This is a genomic window from Streptomyces sp. NPDC018610 (assembly GCF_044391765.1).
Classification (GTDB): domain Bacteria; phylum Actinomycetota; class Actinomycetes; order Streptomycetales; family Streptomycetaceae; genus Streptomyces.
The window spans coordinates 112,630-135,255 of the sequence record NZ_JBISAL010000007.1 but is presented as its reverse complement, the minus strand read 5'-3'; the positions used below and the strand labels follow the sequence as shown (position 1 = coordinate 135,255).

The 22,626-nt window shown below is 73.7% G+C and carries 18 protein-coding genes; 11 read left to right on the top strand and 7 right to left on the bottom strand.

The window, feature by feature from the left end:
- The first annotated feature begins 218 nt into the window (after nt 1-218).
- The 3 genes from ACH5A8_RS19165 to ACH5A8_RS19155 all read left to right on the top strand — a co-directional run bounded on the left by ACH5A8_RS19165 (nt 219) and on the right by ACH5A8_RS19155 (nt 5,942).
- Nucleotides 219-2,006 (top strand): serine/threonine-protein kinase, encoded by a 1,788-nt coding sequence (locus ACH5A8_RS19165; RefSeq protein ID WP_399003415.1) that lies wholly within the window; start codon nt 219-221, stop codon nt 2,004-2,006.
- 303 nt (nt 2,007-2,309) lie between these two features.
- Nucleotides 2,310-3,923 carry a succinic semialdehyde dehydrogenase gene (locus ACH5A8_RS19160; protein ID WP_399003413.1) on the top strand — a complete coding sequence of 538 codons (1,614 nt, stop codon included), beginning with the start codon at nt 2,310-2,312 and terminating at the stop codon, nt 3,921-3,923.
- 192 nt (nt 3,924-4,115) lie between these two features.
- Nucleotides 4,116-5,942 carry a GMC family oxidoreductase N-terminal domain-containing protein gene (locus ACH5A8_RS19155; protein WP_399003411.1) on the top strand — a complete coding sequence of 609 codons (1,827 nt, stop codon included), beginning with the start codon at nt 4,116-4,118 and terminating at the stop codon, nt 5,940-5,942.
- 206 nt (nt 5,943-6,148) lie between these two features.
- Here the strand turns inward: ACH5A8_RS19155 and ACH5A8_RS19150 are convergent, their stop codons facing one another.
- Nucleotides 6,149-6,838, bottom strand: coding sequence for an LPXTG cell wall anchor domain-containing protein (locus tag ACH5A8_RS19150; RefSeq protein ID WP_399003409.1), 690 nt, complete (start codon nt 6,836-6,838; stop codon nt 6,149-6,151).
- A 1-nt stretch (nt 6,839) separates the two neighbouring features.
- On the opposite strand from ACH5A8_RS19150, the gene ACH5A8_RS19145 reads away from it, so the two are divergent.
- On the top strand, nt 6,840-7,301 hold the full coding sequence (locus ACH5A8_RS19145) for a hypothetical protein (RefSeq protein ID WP_399003408.1): 462 nt from the start codon (nt 6,840-6,842) through the stop codon (nt 7,299-7,301).
- Between the two features lie 537 nt (nt 7,302-7,838).
- On the opposite strand, the gene ACH5A8_RS19140 is transcribed toward ACH5A8_RS19145, so the two are convergent.
- Complete coding sequence (locus ACH5A8_RS19140) at nt 7,839-8,126, bottom strand: chorismate mutase (RefSeq protein ID WP_399003406.1); 288 nt, start codon at nt 8,124-8,126, stop codon at nt 7,839-7,841.
- Between the two features lie 349 nt (nt 8,127-8,475).
- Here ACH5A8_RS19140 and guaA point away from each other — a divergent pair, with 349 nt between their 5' ends.
- From guaA to ACH5A8_RS19120, 4 genes are all read left to right on the top strand, one after another.
- Nucleotides 8,476-10,056 carry a glutamine-hydrolyzing GMP synthase gene (gene guaA / locus ACH5A8_RS19135; RefSeq protein ID WP_399003404.1) on the top strand — a complete coding sequence of 527 codons (1,581 nt, stop codon included), beginning with the start codon at nt 8,476-8,478 and terminating at the stop codon, nt 10,054-10,056.
- 444 nt (nt 10,057-10,500) lie between these two features.
- Complete coding sequence (locus ACH5A8_RS19130) at nt 10,501-11,346, top strand: class II aldolase/adducin family protein (protein WP_399003402.1); 846 nt, start codon at nt 10,501-10,503, stop codon at nt 11,344-11,346.
- A gap of 208 nt (nt 11,347-11,554) precedes the next feature.
- The gene (locus ACH5A8_RS19125; RefSeq protein ID WP_399003400.1) at nt 11,555-12,832 is read left to right on the top strand and encodes a hypothetical protein; all 1,278 of its coding nucleotides are present in this window, start codon (nt 11,555-11,557) and stop codon (nt 12,830-12,832) included.
- Nucleotides 12,833-13,200: 368 nt separating this feature from the next.
- Complete coding sequence (locus tag ACH5A8_RS19120) at nt 13,201-13,731, top strand: DoxX family protein (RefSeq protein WP_399003398.1); 531 nt, start codon at nt 13,201-13,203, stop codon at nt 13,729-13,731.
- 140 nt (nt 13,732-13,871) lie between these two features.
- Here ACH5A8_RS19120 and ACH5A8_RS19115 read toward each other — a convergent pair whose 3' ends face one another.
- Both ACH5A8_RS19115 and ACH5A8_RS19110 read right to left on the bottom strand, forming a co-directional pair.
- Nucleotides 13,872-14,144, bottom strand: a complete 273-nt coding sequence (locus ACH5A8_RS19115; protein WP_399003396.1) for a hypothetical protein — start codon at nt 14,142-14,144, stop codon at nt 13,872-13,874.
- Nucleotides 14,131-15,690 (bottom strand): PspC domain-containing protein, encoded by a 1,560-nt coding sequence (locus tag ACH5A8_RS19110; RefSeq protein WP_399003394.1) that lies wholly within the window; start codon nt 15,688-15,690, stop codon nt 14,131-14,133. Before ACH5A8_RS19110 ends, ACH5A8_RS19115 begins: the two co-directional genes overlap by 14 nt.
- A 207-nt stretch (nt 15,691-15,897) precedes the next feature.
- Here ACH5A8_RS19110 and ACH5A8_RS19105 point away from each other — a divergent pair, with 207 nt between their 5' ends.
- Nucleotides 15,898-17,187, top strand: coding sequence for a PspC domain-containing protein (locus ACH5A8_RS19105; protein WP_399003392.1), 1,290 nt, complete (start codon nt 15,898-15,900; stop codon nt 17,185-17,187).
- A complete protein-coding gene (locus ACH5A8_RS19100; RefSeq protein WP_399003390.1) occupies nt 17,187-17,921 on the top strand; it encodes a LuxR C-terminal-related transcriptional regulator in 735 nt (244 codons plus the stop codon). Before ACH5A8_RS19105 ends, ACH5A8_RS19100 begins: the two co-directional genes overlap by 1 nt.
- Before the next feature lie 27 nt (nt 17,922-17,948).
- On the opposite strand, the gene ACH5A8_RS19095 is transcribed toward ACH5A8_RS19100, so the two are convergent.
- Nucleotides 17,949-19,025, bottom strand: coding sequence for an NlpC/P60 family protein (locus tag ACH5A8_RS19095; RefSeq protein WP_399003945.1), 1,077 nt, complete (start codon nt 19,023-19,025; stop codon nt 17,949-17,951).
- Nucleotides 19,026-19,459: 434 nt separating this feature from the next.
- Between ACH5A8_RS19095 and ACH5A8_RS19090 the strand changes: the two genes are divergently transcribed.
- Entirely contained in the window at nt 19,460-19,813 is a 354-nt protein-coding gene (locus ACH5A8_RS19090) for a hypothetical protein (protein WP_399003388.1), read from the top strand.
- Between the two features lie 23 nt (nt 19,814-19,836).
- Here ACH5A8_RS19090 and ACH5A8_RS19085 read toward each other — a convergent pair whose 3' ends face one another.
- On the bottom strand, nt 19,837-20,805 hold the full coding sequence (locus ACH5A8_RS19085; protein ID WP_399003386.1) for a tellurite resistance/C4-dicarboxylate transporter family protein: 969 nt from the start codon (nt 20,803-20,805) through the stop codon (nt 19,837-19,839).
- A gap of 203 nt (nt 20,806-21,008) precedes the next feature.
- Nucleotides 21,009-22,151: a C40 family peptidase gene (locus tag ACH5A8_RS19080; RefSeq protein WP_399003384.1), complete on the bottom strand. Its 1,143-nt coding sequence runs from the start codon at nt 22,149-22,151 to the stop codon at nt 21,009-21,011.
- Nucleotides 22,152-22,626 lie beyond the last annotated feature (475 nt).

Genomic DNA, 22,626 nt, shown 5'->3' with positions numbered 1-22,626 from the left:
GGCGACGGGCGCGGGCGCGCGGTGGAGGGTGCGTGGGGCGGGAGGGCGCGCGGTGGAGGGTGCGTGGGGCGGGAGGGCGCGTGGTGGAGGGTGCGTGGGGCGGGAGGGCGCGTGGGGCGCGGGACGGGAGCGCCGGGGAGCGGGCCGTACGTCACGGGTCTGTGACCGCCCGGCCGGCAGGCTGGAGAGCACGGCGGCGGTCGCGGTATGGATGGACCATGAGCGACAACGGGGGACACCGCCGCGAGGCCGAGGAGCCGACGAGTTTCGTGCTGCGACCGCCTGACCCGCAGCCGCGGATCCCCCACCCGCACAACCCGTACGCCACACCCGCCGCGCCGGCGCCGGCGACCCCGGTCCCGGCGCAAGCAGCGCAAGCAGCGCAAGCAGCGCAAGCGGCGCAACCCGCGGGCTCGGCCGTGCCCGTCCCGCCCGCCCCACCGGCCCCGCCCGCCACGGTGACCGCGGCCGCCGGGGCTCCCGCCGGGCACGGGCGACCGCCGGAGCCCGCCCCCGGCGCCGGGCGGCTGATCGCCGGGCGCTACCGGCTGCTGGCCAAGCTGGGCCACGGCGGCATGGGGACCGTGTGGCGGGCCCGGGACGAGACGGTGGACCGCGAGGTCGCCGTCAAGGAACCCCGTGTCCCGGACCACCTCCCCGAACGGGAACGCGCCAACGCCTACGAGCGCATGCGCCGCGAGGCCCGTGCCGCGGCCCGGCTCGACCACCCCGCGGTCGTCGGCGTCCACGACGTCGCCGTGGTCGACGGGCAGCCGTGGATCGTGATGGAGCTGGTGCGCGGCCGCTCGCTCGGCGCCGTCCTCGAGGAGGGCACCCTGGACGCGCGCGAGGCCGCCAGGATCGGTCTGGAGGTGCTCGGCGCGCTGGAGGCCGCGCATGCGGCGGGCGTGCTGCACCGGGACGTCAAGCCGGACAACATCCTGCTCGGCCGGCACGGCCGGATCGTCCTCACCGACTTCGGCATCGCCCGGATCGAGGGTGAGACGCGGCTGACCGACACCGGGGGTTTCGTCGGCTCGCCCGAGTACATCGCGCCGGAGCGGGTGCTGGGGCAGCACCCCGGCCCGCCGAGCGACCTGTGGTCCCTCGGCGTCGTCCTGTACGCGGCGGCGGAGGGCGTCTCGCCGTTCCGCCGCAGCAACACCCCGGCCACCCTCCAGTCGGTCCTCAACGCCGTGCCCGCCCCGCCCACCGCGGCGCCCGGCCCGCTCGCCGAGGTCATCACCGGCCTGCTGCACAAGGACCCCGCGCACCGGCCGGACGCAGCCCGGGTCCGCGTCCTGCTCGAAGAGGCCGCCGCGCCGCCCGCACCCGCGCCCACGCAGGCCGTCCGGCACGTCCAGGGCGCCGGACGCTCCCGGCGCCCGGGACGCGGGACGTGGCTCGGCCTCGGCGCGGCGGCCGTCGTGGCGGCGGTGACGGCGTACGTCCTGCTCGCGCGCCCGTTCGCCGGCCCGCTGCCGGACGGCTGGAAGACCGACCACGTCAAGGACGTCGCCGCGACGCTCGCCGTGCCCGACACGTACCAGCGCTCGCTGCCCGACCGGAAGTCGGACAAGGGCCACTGGGTCACCTACACGGACTGGAGCGGCAGCATCTCGATCACCCTCACGCTGGACAGGGCGGCCGAGGACACCAGCCACGACATCTCCGACTCGGCCGCGGCCGAGATGTACGAGGACAACGGCAAGTTCAAGGAGAACGGCGACTACGGCCTCGACATGCCCTCGGGCGGGAAGACCCGGACCAGGCCCGACGGCGACGCCACGTTCGACGGACGGAAGGCGGCCGGGAACACCGTCTCCTACACCACCGACGACGCGCAGCACCCCCGCCCGCGCGAGGTGCGGATCCTGTACTACAAGACCACCGGCGGTGACATGTACAAGCTCTTCGTCGGCTATCCCGGTGAGGGCGACTTCACGGCGCGCGGACGCGAGGTGGCGAAGACGGCGATCGCCGACCTGGAGGTCGACAAGCCCTGACCCGGCCCCGACGTCGGAGCGCAGCGCCGCCACACCCTGAGGCCCCACGCCGCCGCACCCCGAGGCCCCACGCCGCCATGCCTGAGGCGCCACGCCGCCGCACCCCGGGGCACGGCATGGCCGTCCGTCTCCGTGCGGCGCGCCGGAGAAGACCGTGGGCCGGCTGCCCGGAGTCGGCGACCGTCAGAAGGACCGCTGATCAGCACGTTTGTTGCCAGTGATCACTGGCGGCGTGTGAGCACTCCGTGAATGACCGTTACCGACGGGTACACAAACCCCCGCCCACGTCATACCCTGCGCTTCATGACGGACGCGCAGGCCCCGGCACAGACCGGCACGAACCCCCTGGCCCCCGCACCGGCGGGCGCCCGAACCGCCGCCGACGTGGTGACCCCCGAGCTGGTCGCCCAGCTCACCAAGGGCGTCGTCGGCTCCGGCCGGACCGCCAACCACTCGCCGTTCACCGGCGACAAGCTCGCCGACCTGCCCGAGTCCACCCCCGAGGACGTGGCCCTCGCCTTCGACCGGGCCCGCGCCGCGCAGGGCGCCTGGGAGCGCACCCCGGTCCGGCGGCGCGCCGCCGTCCTGCTCCGTTTCCACGACCTGGTCCTCGCCCGCCAGGCCGAGGTGCTGGACCTGATCCAGCTGGAGACCGGGAAGGCCCGCCTGCACGCCCACGAGGAGGTGCAGGCCGTCGCCGTCGCCGCCCGGCACTACGGCCGCAAGGCCGCCGCCTACCTGAAGCCCAAGCGGCACACCGGTGCGATCCCCACCCTGACCAAGGTCACCGAACTGCGCCACCCGCGCGGCGTCGTCGGCCAGATCGCCCCCTGGAACTACCCGCTGGAGCTGTCGGTCGGCGACGCGCTGCCCGCCTTCGCCGCGGGCAACGCCGTGGTGATGAAGCCCGACACCGAGACCTGCCTGACCGCGCTGTGGGCCCGCGACCTGCTCATCGAGGCCGGACTGCCCGCCGAGGTCTTCCAGGTCGTCCTCGGCGACGGCCCCGTCGTCGGCCCGGAGGTCGTCCGGCACGCAGACTACGTCTCCTTCACCGGCTCCACCCGCACCGGCCGCGAGGTCGCCCAGAGCGCCGCCGCCCGCCTGGTCGGCGTCTCCCTCGAGCTCGGCGGCAAGAACGCCATGCTGGTCCTGGAGGACGCCGACATCGAGAAGGCGGCGGCGGGAGCGGTCCGCGCCTGCTTCTCCTCCGCCGGACAGCTGTGCATCTCCATCGAGCGGCTGTACGTCCACGAGTCGGTCGCCGACGCCTTCCTCGAACGCTTCGCCGCCCGCACGAGGGCGATGCGGCTCGGCACCTCCCTCGCCTACGGCGCCGACATGGGCTCCCTGGTCGGCGAACGCCAGCTGGAGACCGTCACCCGGCACGTGGAGGAGGCCGTCGCCAAGGGCGCCAAGGTGGTGGCCGGCGGCGTCGCCCGCCCGGACATCGGCCCCTACTTCTTCGAACCGACCATCCTCGACGGCGTCGACACCCCGATGTCCGTGTGCACGGAGGAGACCTTCGGCCCGGTCGTCTCGGTCTACCGCTTCTCGACCGACGACGAGGCCGTCGAGCGCGCCAACTCCACTCCCTACGGCCTGAACTCGTCCGTCTGGACGCGTGACGCCCGCCGGGGCCGTGAGATCGCCGCCCGGCTGCGCACCGGCACCGTCAACGTCAACGAGGGCTACGCGCCCGCCTACGGCAGCGTGCAGTCGCCGATGGGCGGCATGAAGGACTCCGGCCTCGGCCGCCGGCACGGCTCCGAGGGCATCCTCAAGTACACCGAGGCCCAGACCATCGCCCACCAGCGGCTGCTGCCCATGGCGCCCTCGCTCGGCATGGACGACGAGAAGTACGCGGCGTTCATGAGCCGGAGCCTGCGGGCGATGAAGGCGTTCCGCTTCCGCTAGGACCTCCCGCCAGGACCTCTCGTCCGGATCAGGCCGGATCAGGCCGGATCAGGCCCGCGAGTCCGGCGCGCTCCGCACGAGCGGTCCCAGGGCCCTCGTCCGGATCCCGCCCGGTCCGGACGGCAGGACCCGGGTCCCGTCGAGGACGGGACCCGGCCCCCGACCCCATCCCGTTCTCGACGAGGAGAGCACGTGTCGCAGGAGAACTCCGTCCGCGATCAGGACGACGCGGCGCACGACCACGACGGCGCGGCCTACGACTACGACGTCATCGTCGTCGGCTCCGGCTTCGGCGGCTCCGTCACCGCGCTGCGCCTGACCGAGAAGGGCTACCGCGTCGGCGTCCTGGAGGCCGGCCGCCGCTTCACCCGCGAGAGCCTGCCGAAGAACTCCTGGGACCTGAAGAACTACCTGTGGGCCCCCAAGCTCGGCATGTACGGCATCCAGCGCATCCACCTGCTGGGCAACGTGATGGTGCTGGCCGGCGCGGGAGTCGGCGGCGGCTCCCTCAACTACGCCAACACCCTCTACGTACCGCCGAAGGCATTCTTCGACGACCCCCAGTGGCGGCACATCACCGACTGGCAGGAGGAGTTGGCTCCCTACTACGACCAGGCCAAGCGGATGCTCGGCGTGCGCCTCAACCCGACGATGACCCCCTCCGACGTGCACCTGAAGGCGGCGGCGCAGCGCATGGGCGTCGGCGACACCTTCCACATGGCGCCGGTCGGGGTGTTCTTCGGCGACGGCGAGGACGCCGACGGGAAGGCGAAGGCCAAGGCGGGCGAGAAGGTCGCCGACCCCTACTTCGGCGGGGCCGGGCCCGACCGCCGGGCCTGCACCGAGTGCGGCGAGTGCATGACGGGCTGCCGGCACGGCGCGAAGAACACGCTGAACGAGAACTACCTCCACCTCGCCGAGAAGGCGGGCGCGGTGGTGCACCCCATGACGACGGTCACGTCCGTCACGGACGACTCGCGCGGCGGCTACGCGGTCACCACGCTCCCCACCGACGACAGGAAGAAGGGCGCGAGCCGCGTCTTCACCGCCCGCAGGGTTGTCCTGGCCGCCGGCACCTACGGCACCCAGACGCTGCTGCACCGCATGAAGGCGGGCCGCCAACTTCCCCATCTCTCGCCCCGGCTGGGCGAGCTGACCCGCACCAACTCCGAGGCGCTGGTCGGCGCGCAGACCGACGACCGGCGCTACCGCAGGGCCACCGGGCAGGCGAAGGCCGACTTCACGCGCGGAGTCGCCATCACCTCCTCCATCCACCCCGACGGGAACACCCACATCGAACCGGTCCGCTACGGCAAGGGCTCCAACTCGATGGGCGGCCTGTCGATCCTGCAAGTGCCCTTCACCGACGGCGGATCGAGGGCCGCCGCCTGGCTGCGCAACGCCGCGCGCCACCCGATGCTGGTCCTGCGCTCGCTGTCGAACCGCAAGTGGTCGGAGCGCACCATCATCGGTCTGGTGATGCAGTCACTGGACAACTCCCTGACCACGTACCTGAAGCCGGACGGCGTGGGCAAGGGCCTGCTCACCGCACGCCAGGGCCACGGCTCGCCCAACCCCAAGCAGATCAAGGCCGCGACGGAGGGCGCCGACGCGCTCGCCGCCGAGATCAACGGCTTCGCCGGCTCCAACGTGGGCGAGCTGATGGGCACCCCGCTCACCGCGCACTTCCTGGGCGGCTGCCCGATCGGCGACTCGTCCGAGACCGGCGTCATCGACCCGTACCACCGCCTGTGGGGCCACCCGGGCATCTCGGTGGTCGACGGCGCGGCGGTCTCGGCGAACCTGGGCGTGAACCCGTCCCTGACCATCACCGCGCAGGCCGAGCGGGCGATGTCGTACTGGCCCAACAAGGGCGAGGCCGACCCGCGTCCGGCGCAGGGCGCGGCCTACGAGCGGCTGAAGCCGGTGGAGCCCCGGCGTCCGGCCGTCCCGGCGGACGCGTTCGGCGCGCTGCGACTGCCCTTCCTGGGGATGCCGTCGGTGCCGCCGAAGAAGTAGCGGCGCGAGGGACAGCGCACGCAGGGGAACGCGAAGGGCAGCGCACGCGGAGGACGCCCAGCGCAAGCAGAGGAAGCAAGAGGAACGCCCAGCGCAAGCCGAGCAAAAGGAAAAGAAGAAGGACCTGTGCCCCCCTCCTGGCTCAGGTCCTTCTCCTTGGTGCGGGTCCGGCGCCGTGCGGCACCGGACCCGGTGGTCCTCCGCGCTTACGCCCGCGCGCCGTCCTTGCGGCGGCGGACGGCGAACAGCGCACCCGCGCCGACGACGACCGCGACGCCGCCGACCAGACCGACGGCGGGCAGCATCGAGCTGGAGCCGGTCTCGGCGAGCGTGCCGGTGGGCGGGATCTCCTTGGCGCCGCCCTGCGGCCGCTTGCCGCCGGCGGGCTTGTCGCCGTCGCCCGGCCTGGGCTTGGCGTCGCCCGGTTCGTCGTTCGGGCTGCCGGGCTTGAGGACGGTGAACCCGTAGTAGTCGAACGCGCTGTGGACGCAGTTCTTCTCCTGGTCGACGTAGCCGCCCAGGCCCACGGTGTAGCCGTCGCCCGCGGGGGCCTTCGCGGTGATGTCGACGCGCATCCGGATGTCGACCGTCTGCTTCGGGCCGAGCTCGGTCTCGCCGAAGTAGATGCCGTCGCCGATCTCGTCCGCGAGGGACTCCCAGGCCTTGGTCTCGGGGTTGAAGTACTCGAGCCGGGCGTAGTCGCTCAGCCAGTCCGACTCGTCGTCGCTCATGGAGTCGTTGTCGACGAGCGCGAGCCACTGCACCTGCCCGAGGGACTGGTCACCGTGGTTGGCGGCGGTCAGCTCGAAGGGGTGCCAGCCGCTGCCCGCGACGATCTTGCCGGGCAGGCCGGAGACCGAGATCGTCAGCTGGGAGTCGGGGTCGACGTCGTCCATCGTGCAGGGCGTCGGTTCGGCGGTGGGCTCCCCGGACGGGGAGGCCTGCGGGGAGGAACTGCTCGGCGCCGGGCTGGACGCGGACGCCGACGCGCTCGCGGAGGCGCTGGCGGAGGCGCTCTCGGACGCCGACTCGGACGCGGAGGCGCTGGCGGAGGCGCTCTCGGACGCCGACTCCGACGCGGAGGCACTGGCGGAGGCGCTCTCCGACGCCGACTCGTCGGCGCTGGCGCTGGCGCTGGTGCTCGGAGTGGAGCCCTCGCCGTCGGACGCGAACGCGGTCGTCGCCGACAGCAGTGCCAGGGGGGCTATGACAGCCGTCGCGGCCGTGGCGACCAGGGCGCGGCGAAGCTTCATGAAGACCTCGGGGAGTCTGGCGTACGGCGCCTTGGGCGCAGCACGAGCGCTGGGAAGGCCTCCGCGTGTGGGGCCGCGGGTGTGGCTCTCGGTTCTCCTGGTGTGACCAGAGGAAACTGTGAATGGTTGCGCTCGTTCTCACGGAATTCTCATGTGACGCGCCTCACGCCCTGTCGGATGGGCGGGCGTGCGCCGTCGCGCGGTGCGGGGATTCCGTGCGCCCTCGTGTTCACGGTCGGCCCCGGGCGTCCCCGGGGCCGACCGTTACCTGGGTGACCGGGCTGCTGTCCCCTGCCGTCCGGTCACTGTCCCCGGCGCGAGGTCCCACGGCGCACGGCACGATTCCGTGCGCCTCATCGCTCCGGGGAGCCAACGCGTGGCTCTCGTGGAGCCGCCCCTGGCCGGCGCGGACATCCAGAGCAACGAGGCGCGGTGCGCGTCGGTCACGCGCCGTACGGGTGAGATGCGGCGGACGCGGCGAGCGCGCGGGACGGGCCGCAGGGCGGGGCGGGGCGTTCGGGAGGGAGCCGGATCCCGCCCCCGGGACCTGGAGGCGGGACGGGCCGTGCCGGGGCCCGGGGTGCGCCGGTGCGTCCGGGTGCGCCGGGAGGGGCCGGGTGTGCCAGGAGGGGCCGGGACGGAGTCAGATCCGGCCCCGGCACAGCTCCAGCAGCGTCATCGCCAGCGACGTGCCCGGCTTGCCGAGCGCGTCCCTGTAGTGGCCGAGGATCTCCATCTCGCGGGAGAGGTTCACGCGCCGGCCGCCGGAGCCGATCCGGGCCTCCTGGATGACGGCCGAGACGGCCATCCGTTCCTGGACCAGTCCGATGATCCGGTCGTCGAGGGCGTCGATGCGCTCACGGGCGCCGGAGATCACGTCCGCGGCCTCGTCGGTACGGGCGCCGGTGCGGTCCGTCGTGGTGGTGGTCATTCTGGGGCTCCTCACGGGGTGGGGGCGGTGCCCCGGACCGGCAAGGACCGAAGGAAACGCCAGGCGCCCCGGGCCTTGTCGGCCCGGGGCGCCTGGGAAGTCGCTCGTCAGTAGCTCAAGCGACACGACCATGGCAGCCGGCGGGCCGGGTGCCATAGGTAAACAGGAAGGTCGTGGTCTGCGAGAGCATGGTTCCAGTATGACGCCGTGACGGCCGGCGTCCAAGCCGGTTCGGATGGTGAGACGCCGGCTCCGGACCGTGACCGTCGTCGGAGCTCGGGACGTCACCCGTGCCCACCCCGTTAGAATCGGTGTACACAGCCCCCGCCCAACCGCCGGAAGGCACCCCGTGTCATCAGCGACCCCCGCTGCCGCCGCCCCCGACACCGTCCTGGTCGTCGACTTCGGCGCGCAGTACGCCCAGCTCATCGCCCGTCGCGTCCGCGAGGCCCGGGTCTACAGCGAGATCGTGCCGAGCACCATGCCGGTCGAGGACATGCTCGCCAAGAACCCGGCGGCGATCATCCTCTCCGGCGGCCCCTCCTCGGTGTACGAAGAGGGCGCCCCCCGCCTGGACCGCGAGATCTTCGAGTCCGGCGTGCCCGTCTTCGGCATGTGCTACGGCTTCCAGCTGATGGCCCAGGTCCTCGGCGGAACCGTGGACAACACCGGTGCGCGCGAGTACGGCCGCACCGACCTCGCCGTCTCCAAGCCCTCCTCCACGCTCTTCGAGGGCACCCCGGACGAGCAGGCCGTGTGGATGTCGCACGGCGACGCCTGCTCCGCCGCCCCCGAGGGCTTCACCGTCACGGCCTCCACGGACGTCGTCCCGGTCGCCGCGTTCGAGAACGACGACAAGAAGCTCTACGGCGTCCAGTACCACCCCGAGGTCATGCACTCCACGCACGGCCAGCAGGTGCTGGAGCACTTCCTGTACCGCGGCGCGGGCCTGAAGCCCGACTGGACCACGGGCAACGTCATCGACGAGCAGGTCGCCGCCATCCGCGAACTGGTCGGCGACAAGCGCGCCATCTGCGGTCTGTCCGGCGGCGTGGACTCCGCCGTCGCCGCGGCCCTCGTCCAGAAGGCCATCGGCTCCCAGCTCACCTGCGTCTACGTCGACCACGGTCTGATGCGCAAGGGCGAGACCGAGCAGGTCGAGAAGGACTTCGTGGCCGCGACCGGCGTCCAGCTGAAGGTCGTCGACGCCGAGGAACGCTTCCTCACCGCTCTGAAGGGGGTCTCCGACCCCGAGGAGAAGCGGAAGATCATCGGCCGCGAGTTCATCCGGGTCTTCGAGCAGGCCCAGGCCGAGATCATCGCGGACGAGGGCCCGGCGGTCGAGTTCCTCGTCCAGGGCACGCTCTACCCGGACGTCGTCGAGTCCGGCGGCGGCACCGGCACCGCCAACATCAAGTCGCACCACAACGTCGGCGGCCTGCCCGAGGACCTCGAGTTCAAGCTGATCGAGCCGCTGCGCAAGCTGTTCAAGGACGAGGTCCGCATGGTCGGCCAGGAACTGGGCCTGCCCGAGGAGATCGTCCAGCGCCAGCCCTTCCCCGGCCCCGGCCTCGGCATCCGCATCGTCGGCGAGGTCACCAAGGAGCGCCTGGACCTGCTGCGCGAGGCCGACGCCATCGCCCGCGAGGAGCTCAGCGCGGCCGGCCTGGACCGCGACATCTGGCAGTGCCCCGTCGTGCTGCTCGCGGACGTCCGCAGCGTCGGCGTCCAGGGCGACGGCCGCACCTACGGCCATCCGATCGTGCTGCGCCCGGTGTCCTCCGAGGACGCGATGACCGCGGACTGGTCGCGTCTGCCGTACGACGTCCTCGCCAAGATCTCCACCCGGATCACCAACGAGGTGCGCGACGTCAACCGGGTCGTCCTCGACGTCACCTCGAAGCCGCCGGGCACCATCGAGTGGGAGTAGCCCCGCCCGAGGGGGAGTAGTCCCACCCGATCGGGAGTACTCCCACCGGCCAGGTGCGGAGGATCCGGGAGAGGTGGGGGGGGGGGGGGCCCCCCCCCCCCCCCCCCGCCCCCCCCCCCCCGCCCACCCCCCCCCCCCCCCCGGGGCCCCGCCCCCCCCCCCCCCCCCCCACGCCACCACCCCCCCCCCCCCGCCCACTGCGGCGGGGCCCCCCCCCGCCGGGGCGGGGGGGGCCCCCCCCCCGGGGGCCCCCCCCCCCCCGGCGGGGGGGGGGGGGGCGGGGGGGGGGGGGCGCCCCGCCCCCCCCCCACCTCTCCCGCGTTCACGCCCCTCTTTTCCCGCGCCGGGCCGCGCCGTGCGCCGCATCTTCACACACCGGCGCTGTCCTCCCGGCCCCACCGCGGGTACCTTCCGGCCGTACGCCGACCCCGCGCCGGAGGACCCATGCACGGCTCCACCCCGCCCCCGCCCCTGCCGACCGACAAGCTGCGGTTCGCCATGCCGCCGATGCACGACTCGGTCGAGGACGAACGCCGGTACCGCAGGGAACGGCTCGCCGGCGCCCTGCGGATCTTCGGACGGTACGGCTTCGAGGACGGTGTCTCCGGGCACATCACCGCCCGCGACCCCGAGTTCAGCGACTGCTTCTGGGTCAACCCCTTCGGGATGCCCTTCAAGCACGTGACGGTGGACGACCTCGTGCTCGCCAACCAGGACGGGCAGGTCATCGAGGGCGCCCACCACGTCAACCAGGCCGCCTTCACCGTGCACGCCCAGGTCCACGCGGCCCGCCCGGACGTCGTCGCCGTCGCCCACTGCCACTCCGTGCACGGCCGGGCGCTGGCGGCCCTGGGCGAACTGCTGGACCCCATCACCCAGGAGAGCTGCGCCTTCCACGAGGACCACGCCCTCTACGACGCCTACACGGGCGTCACCGTCGACGCCGAGGAGGGCCGCCGGATCGCGGCCGTGCTGGGCTCCCGCAAGGCCCTGGTGCTGCGCAATCACGGGCTGCTCACCGTCGGCGACTCGGTGGACGCCGCCGCCTGGTGGTTCCTGTCGATGGAACGCTGCGCCCAGGTGCAGCTGACCGCCCGGGCGGCGGGCCGGCCCGTCCTCGTCGACCACAAGGCGGCGGTCGCCACCCGGGAACAGCTCGGCGGGGACCTGGTGGCGTGGATCAACTACCAGCCCCTGTGGCAGGACATCAGCCGTAGCGAACCCGACCTGCTGGGCCGGACCGGCCCCGCCGGACCGGCATCCGCCCCGCCGGACGATCACGCCGGCTGATCCCACCAGTTGCTTCCACCGACTGATCCCACCAGCTGATCACGTCCGGAAGACGATTCCCGCGCCCGGGTCAACACGGCACCCCGAGCTTCACCCGCACTGATCAGAGCGAGTAACCACGGACGGCCAGGTAGGGCACAATTCGCAGTCGGCGTAAGCGTGTTGGCCGCAGGGTCTCTGCGGGTTCCGGGGAAGGCGGGCGTCGGGCGTGGCGGTGCAGGAAGCGAGAGACAGCGCGGGGGCTGCTGCCCACTCGGGCGGCTGCACGTGCGGGGACTGCCCGCACGGGGCGCGCACGGGACACCGGCGGGCCGTGGCCGCGTTCCTCCTCAAGCGGGAGGAGTTCGCCGCCGGGCAGGGGCTGCCCGCCGCCGTGGCGCACTCCGCGTCGGCCTCCCGGCAGTGGGTCTCGGAGGAACTGACCCAGTCCGCGGAACTCGTCGCCGTCCGCGGCCGGGCCGAGGGCGAGGCCTGGCTGGCCCGGCTCTGGGCCTGGACGGCGTGCACGGTGTGGGCGACGGTGGTGCTGCTGCTCCTGACGCAGGCGCTCACGGCGATCGGCGCCGGCTGGAGCGCCGCACGGACGGCGGGTCTCCTGGCAGCCGTGGCGGTGGCCGGGGCGGTGACGGCCGCCTCGTGGTTCCACCGGGCGCGCGGCGGGGCGCTGGCCCCGGTCATCGGCGAGGACAACCGCCTGTCCACCTCGCGCGCCGTCGCCGCGGCGTGGGTGCTGTTCGTGGTGTACGCGGTGCTGGTGCTGGCCGGCCGGCTCGCGGCGGCCTCCGACCACGCGGAGCGTGACGCGCTGCTCGACGGGCTGGCCCTGGCCCGGGGCGCCGGCGTGGTCACCGTGCTCGCCGTGGTGTGCGGGATCGCCGTGCTGGTGCGGCGGGTGGTCGGGCTGCGGGTCCTGGGCCAACGGCTCCAGAAGGTGCGGGCCCACCGGCCGCGGGCGGCCGACCTCCTCACCGACGACGCGGGACGGGGCGCCTTCCCGGACATCCAGTACGTCGTCATCAGTGCTGTCTCCCTCGTGTTCGCCGCGGTGCGGCTGGCCCGGCGGCCCGATCAGCTGCCCGATCTGCCGTGGGGTCTGGCGGTGGTGGTGCTGGTGTCGGCCCTGACCTACCTGGCGGGCAAGTACGCCGAGGGCGGTCGGCCGGTCATCCTCTCGGTGGTCCGGGCCCGGGAGGCCGGGGACCTGGACGCCCCGATCCGCACCGGCGACGACATCGAGATCCGCGGGGCCGGGTTCGTCCCGCCCGGTGCGCAGGGAGCCGACCGGCTGTCACGGATGGTGGTCCGCATCGGCGCGGTCAACGTCCACGTCCCCCTGGTCCCCGTCACCGGCGGCTTCAGCAACCCCACGGACGCGGCCCTGACCGTCCCCGTCCCGGCGGACGTGGAACCGGGCCGGGTGGAGGTCCAGCTCGTGACCGCGGCGGGCGTGGAGACGAACCGGTGCACGATCGACGTGACGGAGTGAGCGGACGGGAGTGAGCGGACGGGAGTGAGCGGGCGGTCGGCGAGTGGACGGGGAGCCTGGGGCGAGGGAGCGGCGGACCGGGGGACGGCAGAGCGGGGAGCGGCGAGTCGGGGGACGGGGGAAGGGGAGCGGCGGACCGGGGCGGTGGGGAGCGGGAGTCGGGCCGCGCGAGGCCGCGAGAGGGAACGCCGGGAGGGGGAGCGCAGGGCGCGGCCCGCTCGGGCGGTCGCGGGGAGCGCCGTAGGGGCGCGCGCCAAAATCATACGGAAGTCGGAAAAACATCCCGGCGTGATTGAGTGAGCCCTTTCTTACATACGTATGGTCTGTTGAGGAGTGAACGGCTTTGCGGTGAGAGGTGGCTGGCAGCGATGACTCACGGCGTTCGTATGGACACCCGGACCTCGTACGACGACCGGCACGGTGACTGGCGTGACACCGCCGCCCGTTATGCCCTCCTTCCCCTCCGTTTCTTCCTGGGCGTCACCTTTATCTACGCCGGCCTGGACAAACTCACCGACAGCGCCTTCCTGAAGGCCTCCGGCGCGGGGTCGATCGGCGACACGATGCGTGCCGCGCACGGCTCCTCCGCCATCCCGGCCCTGGTCGACCTGGCGCTGAAGGCCCCGGTCGGCTTCGGCTGCGCCATCGCCGCCGGAGAGCTGGCGGTCGGCATCGGCGTCCTGTTCGGCCTGTTGGGCCGACTGGCCGCACTCGGCGGCGCGCTGATCTCCCTCAGCCTGTGGCTCACGGTCAGCTGGCCCACCACCCCCTACTACTACGGCAACGACCTCGCCTACCTCATGGCCTGGCTGCCTCTCGTGCTGGCCGGCACCCCGATGTTCTCCCTGGACGCCGCCCTGCGGACACGCCGCGGGCGCAGTCCGCGCCGCTACCGCTGACCGTTCTCGTCACCCCTTCCGGACCTCGGGCCCGTCCTTCGCTCCTTCCGGACCTCGGGCCCGTCCTTCGCTCCTTCCGGACCTCGGGCCCGTCCTACGCTCGACGGTCGCATGGGTCCCCGTCGGCTCAGTCAGTCGGCTCAGTCCGTCGGCTCCGGCCCGGTGGCGTCCGGCCTGGTGGCGCGGGACCCGGTGGTGCCCGGTGCTGGGCGACGGCCCGCCCGCTGTCTTCGTATCGTGCGGCTCAGCAGTCCCGTCACTCCCGCCAGGCACAGGCCGCCCACGACCAGGGGGACGGCCGCGAACCAGGGCGTTCGCCAGAGACCATCGGCGGCACCGGCGTAGACGACGCCCGCCGCTACCAGGAAGACACCCGCCACCAGCTTCCCGGGCTGGAACTCATGACGCAGCACGGCTCACCTCCGCCTGTCCCAGGCCGACCCGCAGGTCGAGATCGAGTGTTCCGGCATCCTCGCCGCCCGATGCCGGGGCCAGAGTCACCTGCTGGTGCCTGCCCGGAGTCACGTCCACGTCGTCGGACTTCTCGCCCGGCAACTGGACGTCGCCGAGACCCACGTCGATGGTCGCCAGGACGGTCACGTCCCGGGGAACGACCACCCGCAGCCGTCCCACCCCGACCTCGGCCCGGGCCGTGACCGTCCGGCCCCGGCCGACGTGTATTCGGGTCAGGTCGAGCGTGCCCTCGCCGGTGCCGAGGTCGTACTTCCGCTGGACCTCCGCCGTCGCGGCCGGCCGCCACGTCGCGTGCGTCCACCGGGTGCCGATGTCCTTGGGGAGCGCCGCGGACGCGGTGAGCAGGGCCGCGGTGACGAGTGCCAGCAGGACCGACCCCGCGCCCGTCCGCCCGAGGAAGGCGCTGACCGCTATGCCCAGCCCGAAGACGGCGAGCGCACAGCCCAGGCCGGCCTGCAGACTGGTGCCGAGCGCGTGGTCGTCCCAGGTCAGCCGGGTGGCCAGGCCTCCGGCGATCAGCGCCAGCAGGAAGATCCAGCCGCCGATCCAGCGCGGGCCCCGGGGGCTCGGCGGCTCCGAGCGCGGGGTGCGGGCCTCCTCTCCCGCGGGACTGCCCAGGCCGATGTTGACGGCGGCCGCGATGTCCCGGTCGCGGGAGTCCCGGGGACCCCACAGATAGCCGGTGCCGCCGACATGGGTGCCGTCCTTGACGATCGGGTCGCGCCACCAGGAGGGGTAGGAGGCGGGGAACGGCGGCGCCTGAGCCTCCGGCGGGGCGTCGGCGGCGGCTTGGGCCGCCAGCGGATCCGGGTCGGAGGAGCCGCGGTGCCGCGACCAGTACCCGGCTCCCGCGAGCAGCAGGGAGAGGACGACGGCGAAGGTCAGCACGCTGCCGTTGCTCAGCATCGACAGGAACACCCCGCAGCCCACCAGCGCGAACAGCACGCCCGCCAGCGCCTGGCCGTCCACCCGGCCGGTGAGGAGCTTGCGCACCTCGTTCTCGTCCTCGTCGTCGAAGGGGACGAGGAGCCAGGCGAAGCCGTAGAAGATGAGGCCTATCCCGCCGGTCGCGGCGAGCACGGCCAGCGTGATCCGGAAGATCACCGGGTCCATGTCGCACTGCCGTCCCAGTCCCGAACAGACCCCGGCGATCAGCCTGTGCCGTCTGTCGCGCCGGAACCTCGGCGCTCCCCCCGCGCCTCCGGGCCCCTCGGCCGTTGCACCTCCTGCCCCGGCCTCCAGGCCGGACTCCGGGCCGGCCGCCCCCGCTGTCCCCGTCACACTCGCCTCTCCGGTCCGGCGAGGGCGGTCGCCCGCACCCGGCTGTCCGCTTGTGTCCCACGCACGCGCGCCCGTGTGCCCGGGCGTGCGCGGTTCCTCACCCGCACCCGTGCCGGGCGCGGTGTCCCGCGGCCCGGCGCCCGGGACCGGACGGGGGCCGGAGCCGGGCTCCGGACCCGTCGCGGCGTGCTGGTGATTCGTCATGCGTCCATGGTGACGGGCGCGCCGCCGCGACGGCAGTCGGGACGACCCTGGCCGAACCCTGATTCGCCCCTGACTCCTGCCGGGGATGCGTTCGACGGCTCTCCGGGACGGCCGGCGTCGCGCCCCTCGCGGCCCGCGCGAAGATCAGGGGCGTCTCGGGGGCGGACCCTGATGTCCTCGCTCCGGCGGCGTGTGACCATCGATGGCATGCCGGAAGCCGCAGCACTGCCTCTCGACGACCCGCGGCCGCCGCGCAAGCTCTACCGCAGCAGCGACGGACGCTGGCTCGGCGGAGTGGCGCGGGGCCTCGCCGGGCATCTCGGGCTGCCCGTGGTCTGGGTGCGGCTCGTCTTCGCGGGCCTGTTCATGGCCGACGGCCTCGGCGCGCTGCTGTACGCGGCCTTCTGGTTCTTCGTACCGCTCGGCGTCGGCGGAGTGGGAGGCCAGAAGCCGCCCTCCCTCGTCACCACCGAGACGTCGCCGGACGGCCGCCGCAGGATCGTCGCCCGCAAGCCCGACCGGGGGCAGATACTCGCCCTGCTCCTCATGGTCGTCGTGGCGATGGTCTTCGTCGGCAGCGTGGACCTGGGCAGCGGCGCCAAGGCGTATCTGCTGCCGGCCGTGCTCGTCGCCGCGGGCGTCGCCCTGGTCTGGCGCCAGGCGGACAACGCCCGGCGGGCCCGCTGGGTCGAGGTGGGCCGGCACCGCCGCACGCTCACGCTGCTGCGCGCCGGCGCGGGCGTCCTGCTGGTCACGGCCGGCGTCTCGGCCATCTTCGTGCTGCAGGGCTCGGCCGCCCACCTCGGCTCGGTCCTCCAGGCGGCGCTCGCCGTCCTCGTCGGCATAACGCTGCTCGCCGGACCGTATCTCGTGCGCATGACGCAGGACCTCTCCGAGGAGCGTCTGATGCGCATCCGCGCCCAGGAGCGGGCCGAGGTCGCGGCCCATGTGCACGACTCGGTGCTGCACACCCTGACCCTGATCCAGCGCAACGCGGAGAACGCGGGAGAGGTGCGCCGCCTGGCCCGCGCCCAGGAGCGCGACCTGCGGGCCTGGCTCTACAGACCCGAGGGCAACGGCAAGGACGAGGCCGACGAACCGGCCACCCTGGCCGAAGCGGTCAAGCGCAACGCCGCCGAGGTGGAGGACAAGCACGGCGTCCCCATAGAGGTGGTCGTGGTCGGCGACTGCCCGCTCGACGAGCGGATCGGCGCCCAGATGCAGGCCGCGCGGGAGGCCATGGTGAATGCCGCCAAGTACGGTGGCGAGGGCGGCGCCGTGCAGGTCTACGCCGAGGTGGAGGGGGAGAAGGTCTTCGTGTCCGTCCGGGACCGCGGTCCCGGGTTCGACCTCGACGCGATACCCGCCGACCGCATGGGCGTCAGAGAATCGATCATCGGCCGCATGGAGCGCCACGGGGGCACTGCCCGGCTGCGCGCGGTGCCGGACGGCGGCACGGAGGTCGAGCTGGAGATGGAGAGGGCGGAGAACACGTGATGAGCGACCCGACCGAGGCGAACGGTACGGCGGGAGCGGAGGCGGCGCGGGGGGCCGGCGACGGGGCGGACGGCCGACGCGTGCGCGTGGTCCTCGTCGACGACCACCGCATGTTCCGCACGGGTGTCCAGGCCGAGATCGGCCGGACCGAGGAGACCGGGGTGGAGGTGGTCGGCGAGGCCGCCGACGTCGACCAGGCGGTCGATGTGATCACCGAGGTACGGCCCGAGGTGGTCCTGCTCGACGTGCACCTCCCCGGCGGCGGCGGGGTCGAGGTGCTGCGCCGCTGCGCGGCCCTCATGGCCGACGCCGAGCGGCCCGTGCGCTTCCTCGCGCTGTCCGTCTCGGACGCGGCGGAGGACGTGATCGGCGTCATCCGCGGCGGGGCACGCGGGTACGTGACGAAGACGATCACGGGGGCGGACCTCGTCGCCTCGATCTTCCGCGTCCAGGAAGGGGACGCGGTCTTCTCGCCGCGGCTGGCGGGATTCGTGCTCGACGCCTTCGCCTCGACCGACGCTCCGCCGGTCGACGAGGACCTCGACCGTCTCACCCAGCGCGAGCGCGAGGTGCTCAGGCTCATCGCCCGCGGTTACGCCTACAAGGAGATCGCCAAGCAGCTCTTCATCTCCGTGAAGACGGTGGAGTCCCACGTGTCGGCGGTCCTGCGCAAGCTCCAGCTGTCCAACCGGCACGAACTGACCCGCTGGGCCACGGCACGCCGGCTGGTGTGAGCGAACGGCTCCCGGCGACGGACCCGCTCACACCACCCGCGTCGCCCCCGCGAACGGCATCTGGTCGATCGGGGCCAGGCGGACGGGGGCGGAGGGGTTCGGGGCGTGGATCATGCGGCCGTCGCCCACGTAGATGCCGACGTGGCTGACCCCGGAGTAGAAGAACACCAGGTCACCGGGGAGCAGCTCGGACCGCGCCACGCGGTGGCCGGCGTTGATCTGGGCGTAGGTGGTGCGGGGGAGGGAGACACCGGCGGCGCGGTAGGCGGCCTGGGCCAGGCCGGAGCAGTCGAAGGCGTCGGGCCCGGTCGCGCCCCAGACATAGGGGCTGCCGAGCTTGCGGTAGGCGTACGCGACGGCGGCCGCCGCCCGGGAGGTGGGCGCCGCGACCGCTCCCGGCCCGCCGAGCGCGTGCGCGGACGCCGTGGAGGAAGGGGAGGCGGCTCCGGCGTCCCCGCCCTGGCCGGTCGTCGCGGTCATCGCGGCGCGCTCGGGCGGAGTGAGCCGGGACAGCAGCCGACGGGCCTCGCTCAGCTTGCCGTTGATCGTCTTCTTGTGCCGCCGCAGCTCCGCCTGCTGTGATCGCAGCGAGGTCAGTTCGACGCGGGCCGCCCCACGCAGCCGCTCGATCCTCCCGAGCTGGCTGCGCACGCCGGCCACGGCGGCCGTCTGCCGGGCGCCCGCCCGCTCGGTGAACTCGGCGTCCCGCAGATACCGCCCGGGGTCGTCGGACAGCATCAACCGCAGGGCGGGGTCGACCCCGCCCTCCCGGTACTGCGCGGCGGCGATCGACCCCAGGGCGTCCCGCGCCGAGTTGAGCCGGTCCTGGCCGCGGGCCGCCTCGTCGCCCAGCGTCCGCAGCCGTCGCTCGGCCGCGTCCGCCTTCTCCTTCGCGCCGTCGTACTTCTGGGTGGCGACCTCCGCCTCCCGGTACAGCTGGTCCACCCTGGCCCTGACCTGCGTGGGCGTCGGCTGAGGAGCGGCCTGGCCGACACCGTCGAAGCCGGCCGCCGTCGCCGCGCCCGCCAGGGCGATCGTGACGGCCGTACGCGCCGCGGCACTGCCGCTGAGCGAGCGTTGTCGGGGCCTGCGGTGCGCTGCCACCTGAAACGTCACGTTCCCTTCGTCCGGCCGCGGATGCGGGCTGGCGTGCCCGGCGGCGGCCCGAACAGGGGGGAGCGTGCCGCCGCCGGACCATTCGGCGGGGTGTCCGGCTGCCGCCCCTGACCCGGGCGGTGCTGGGGAGCCGGTCACCTGGGGAAGGACGCTAGGGCTGAGCGCGTCGGGCAGGCGCCTCCATGTGCGGAACTGGCACGAGCGGACCGAACGGTGACCGCATGTGACCATGACGAGGCCACAGGGGTGGCCACTTCACGCTGAGTGATGACCGATGCGGAGGTTCCTGCGTGAACGGGAGCAAGAGGGTGCTATGGGGCTTGTGAGTGCCGCGGTGGCCGTCGGGGCCGCCCGTCCCGGTGTGGCGCTCGGGGCCGGGGCGGTGTCCGAGGGGCGGGGCGCTGAGATTAGGCTCCGGCCTCATGGACGTACTCATCCATCTCTTCGTCGGCCTGCACATCATCGGCATCGCCGCGCTGCTCGGCGGTTTCCTCACCCAGATGAAGGCGATGGGCCGGGGCACGGCCCGGTTCGTGCCGGCGATGCTGCACGGCGCGCTCACCATGCTGGTCACCGGCGTCGTCCTGGTCGGCCTCAACCAGGCCGAGGACTTCCACGTCAACAACATCAAGATCGGCGTCAAGCTCGCGCTGCTGATCGTCATCCTGGGTCTCGTCTACGTCAAGCGTGACGACGAGAAGGTGGACAAGAGCCTGTTCGGCCTGGTCGGACTGCTGACCATGACGAACGTCTTCATCGCCGTGCTGTGGACGTGACCGGGGGAAGGCGGGCGTGAGGATCAGCGCACGGACCTGAGCTCCGCGCGCGCTTCCACGACCGCGCCCGTGGCGACCGCCAGCCACGCCGCGACCGAGATCCACAGCAGCACCCGGCCGGGCGTCTCCAGCCCCGGGACGTGCAGGGCGGTGACGACGGTGAGCGCCGCCGCCGCCGTCATCCCCAGGGGGAAGACGGTCGACCAGCGGCGCACGTCGTAGTGGAGCCGGGGCCGTACGAACTCGGCGACGAGCAGGACGGCGTACCAGCACAGGTCGAGGACGAACAGGGCGACGGTCACGGTGTGCAGGACACCGCTGTCGTCGTCGTTCCACAGGTACCGTCCCGCATCCGCCGCGGCGATCAGCTTCGCGCCGGCGAGCGTCGAGATCGCCAGCGCGCCGCCAGCGACCCACTGGTCCCCGTGCCCCTCGAGGACCTCCCGCAGTCCGAACCGGGACAGTGCGAGGAGGTAGAGCGCGAGGCCGAGCCAGAAGAACACCAGGGACGTGTGCGCCAGCCAGGCCACGGCCTCCGCCTCGGCCAGGGACGCGCCGAGCACGGCGAGTCCCTCCGTGGCCACGCAGCACAGGAAGACGGCCCCGGGCATGGGGCGCCGCGCATTGCGCACCACCAGCACGAGCAGCCACGGCCACAGCACGAACGCCAGCGCGAGCAACGCCGCGGCGAGGGTCTGCCACCCCAGTGCGGAGAAACGCGTCCCCAGCACGGTGGTCGCGGCGACGGCGGTGAGCCCGCCCGGCGTCCCCGCCTCGGCCAGCCACCTCGGCCGCTCGCGCAGCAGCCGTACGGCGAAGTCCGCGGCCAGTGCGAGATAGGCGGCGCAGGCCACCGCCAGGACGGCCAGGGAGAGCGCCTCGTGACCCGTCAGATGCAGCCCGATCGACACGATGCCGCTCGCCATCACGGCGGCCCCGGCGGCGGGCGGACGCTGCGCCAGCCAGGCGCGCAGGGGTGAGTCGACGGGCATGGTCATGATCTTAAGGAGCCGTGCGCGCCGTGCGAGCGGGGCACGCGCGCGGGCGCACCCGAAAAAGCGCCGGGGGCGACACGTGCCGGACGCGCGGGCCGCCCCTCCGGGCGGGCGCCCCGTCTCTTCCAGGACGCGCGCGCATCGGCCCCCCGGCGCACGCCCGCGTGCCCCGGGGCCCTCCTCAGGCCGGCGCGTCCACCTCAGACCGGGCGCACCACGTGGTGCACGGTCGGCCCGCCGTCACCGAGGACCGGGTCCTCGGTGACGCACGCGCCCGGCCCCGGGGCGTGGATCATCCTGCCGTGACCGGCGTAGACGCCGACGTGGCCGGCGTCGTCTCCGAAGAAGACGAGGTCGCCGGGGAGCGCCTCGGACAGCGGGACCGCCGGGCCCGCCGCGGACTGGTCACGGGCGGTGCGCGGGAGGGCGACACCGGCGGCCTTCCACGCGGCCTGGGTGAGCCCCGAGCAGTCGTAGGAACCGGGGCCCGACGCGCCCCAGAGACACGGCTTGCCGATCTGGGCCCGGGCGAAGGCGAGGGCCTTGTGCGCCTCGGCCGTCCCCGCGGTGACGTGCTCAGCCGTCATGTGTCCGGTCGCCGCGTGGTCGGCCGGGGCGCGCCCGGCGGCCGTCTGCTCCGTCGCCGTGTGCTCCGCGGGCTCCGGGCGCGGGCGCGCGTCCGCCGGAGCGGCCGGTTCCGGACCGCCCCTCGGATCCGTCAGGTCCGTCACGTCCGTCAGATCCGTCACGTCCGTCAGGTTCGACAGCAGTGTGCGGGCGGCGGCGAGCTTGCGCTGGACGCCGGCCTTCGCCGCCTTGATGTCGTACGGCTGTGCGGCCTGCCGCAACTCGTCCGGGGCGCAGCGCGGGTCGGCGGCCGCCGGGGGCGCCGGAACCGGGGGCGTCGGGGCGGTCTGGGGCGTCGGCCGCTGGGCGGCCCGGTCGCCGGCCCGGATCCTCTGGCGGGCGGTCAGCCGGCTCATCAGCTGGGCCTGGTCGAAGTAGCCGCGAGGGGCGTCCGCGAGCAGCAGGGCCGCGGCGTCCGGAGCGTCGGCCGCCGGGCGGTTCGGGGCCGCGGTGAACGCGCCCAGCATCTCGCGCGCCCTGGTGAGCATGTCGGTCCGCTTGGTGACGTCGTCGAGGAGCGCCGCGACCCGGCCGCGCTGCCTGGCCGTCGGCTCCTCGGCCCCGACGTGCCCGCCACCGGCGCCTCGGGGGGTGTCGCCCGCCGTGTCGGCCCGCCGGTACAGCTCGTCGATCTTCTTCTCGACCTCTTCACGGCTCGGCGTGCGGTCCCGGGCGTCCAGGGGCGTGGCCTCGGCCGTGTGGGGAAGCAACGCCACGGCTGTCGGGGACGGGTCGGCCGGCGCGGGAGCCGCGGCCGGTGCGGGACCGGGCAGGCCCGCCGTGTTCGTGACCGGGGGAGGGAGCTTCGTGACGGGGGGAGGGAGCTTGCGGTGCGACGCCAAGGGGGGCGACTCCTTCCATCGTCCGCCTGCCGGGTGGGCTGTCGGGTTCGGGCGGACGTTCCGGAAGGAAGGGGCGCCTTGCTGTTCCCGTTCGTTCCCGTTCGCGGAAGGAGCTCCTGGAAGAAGGCGGACCGGTTCCCCTCGGGGCGCGGATCCCGGCTCCGGCCCGCATGGCGGCGGGGCCGGATTCGGCGGAGGCCGCGCGGCCCGGCGCCGTTCGCCGGTGGGGTCGTGCGGCCCGACGGAACGGTAACCAACCCGTGAGGCTCGTGTGAAGGTCGATGCGGGATATGCCCGATACGTATGCGTGACCTGGCCGAACAGTGCCGTTGCCGTGACGGACCGGCTC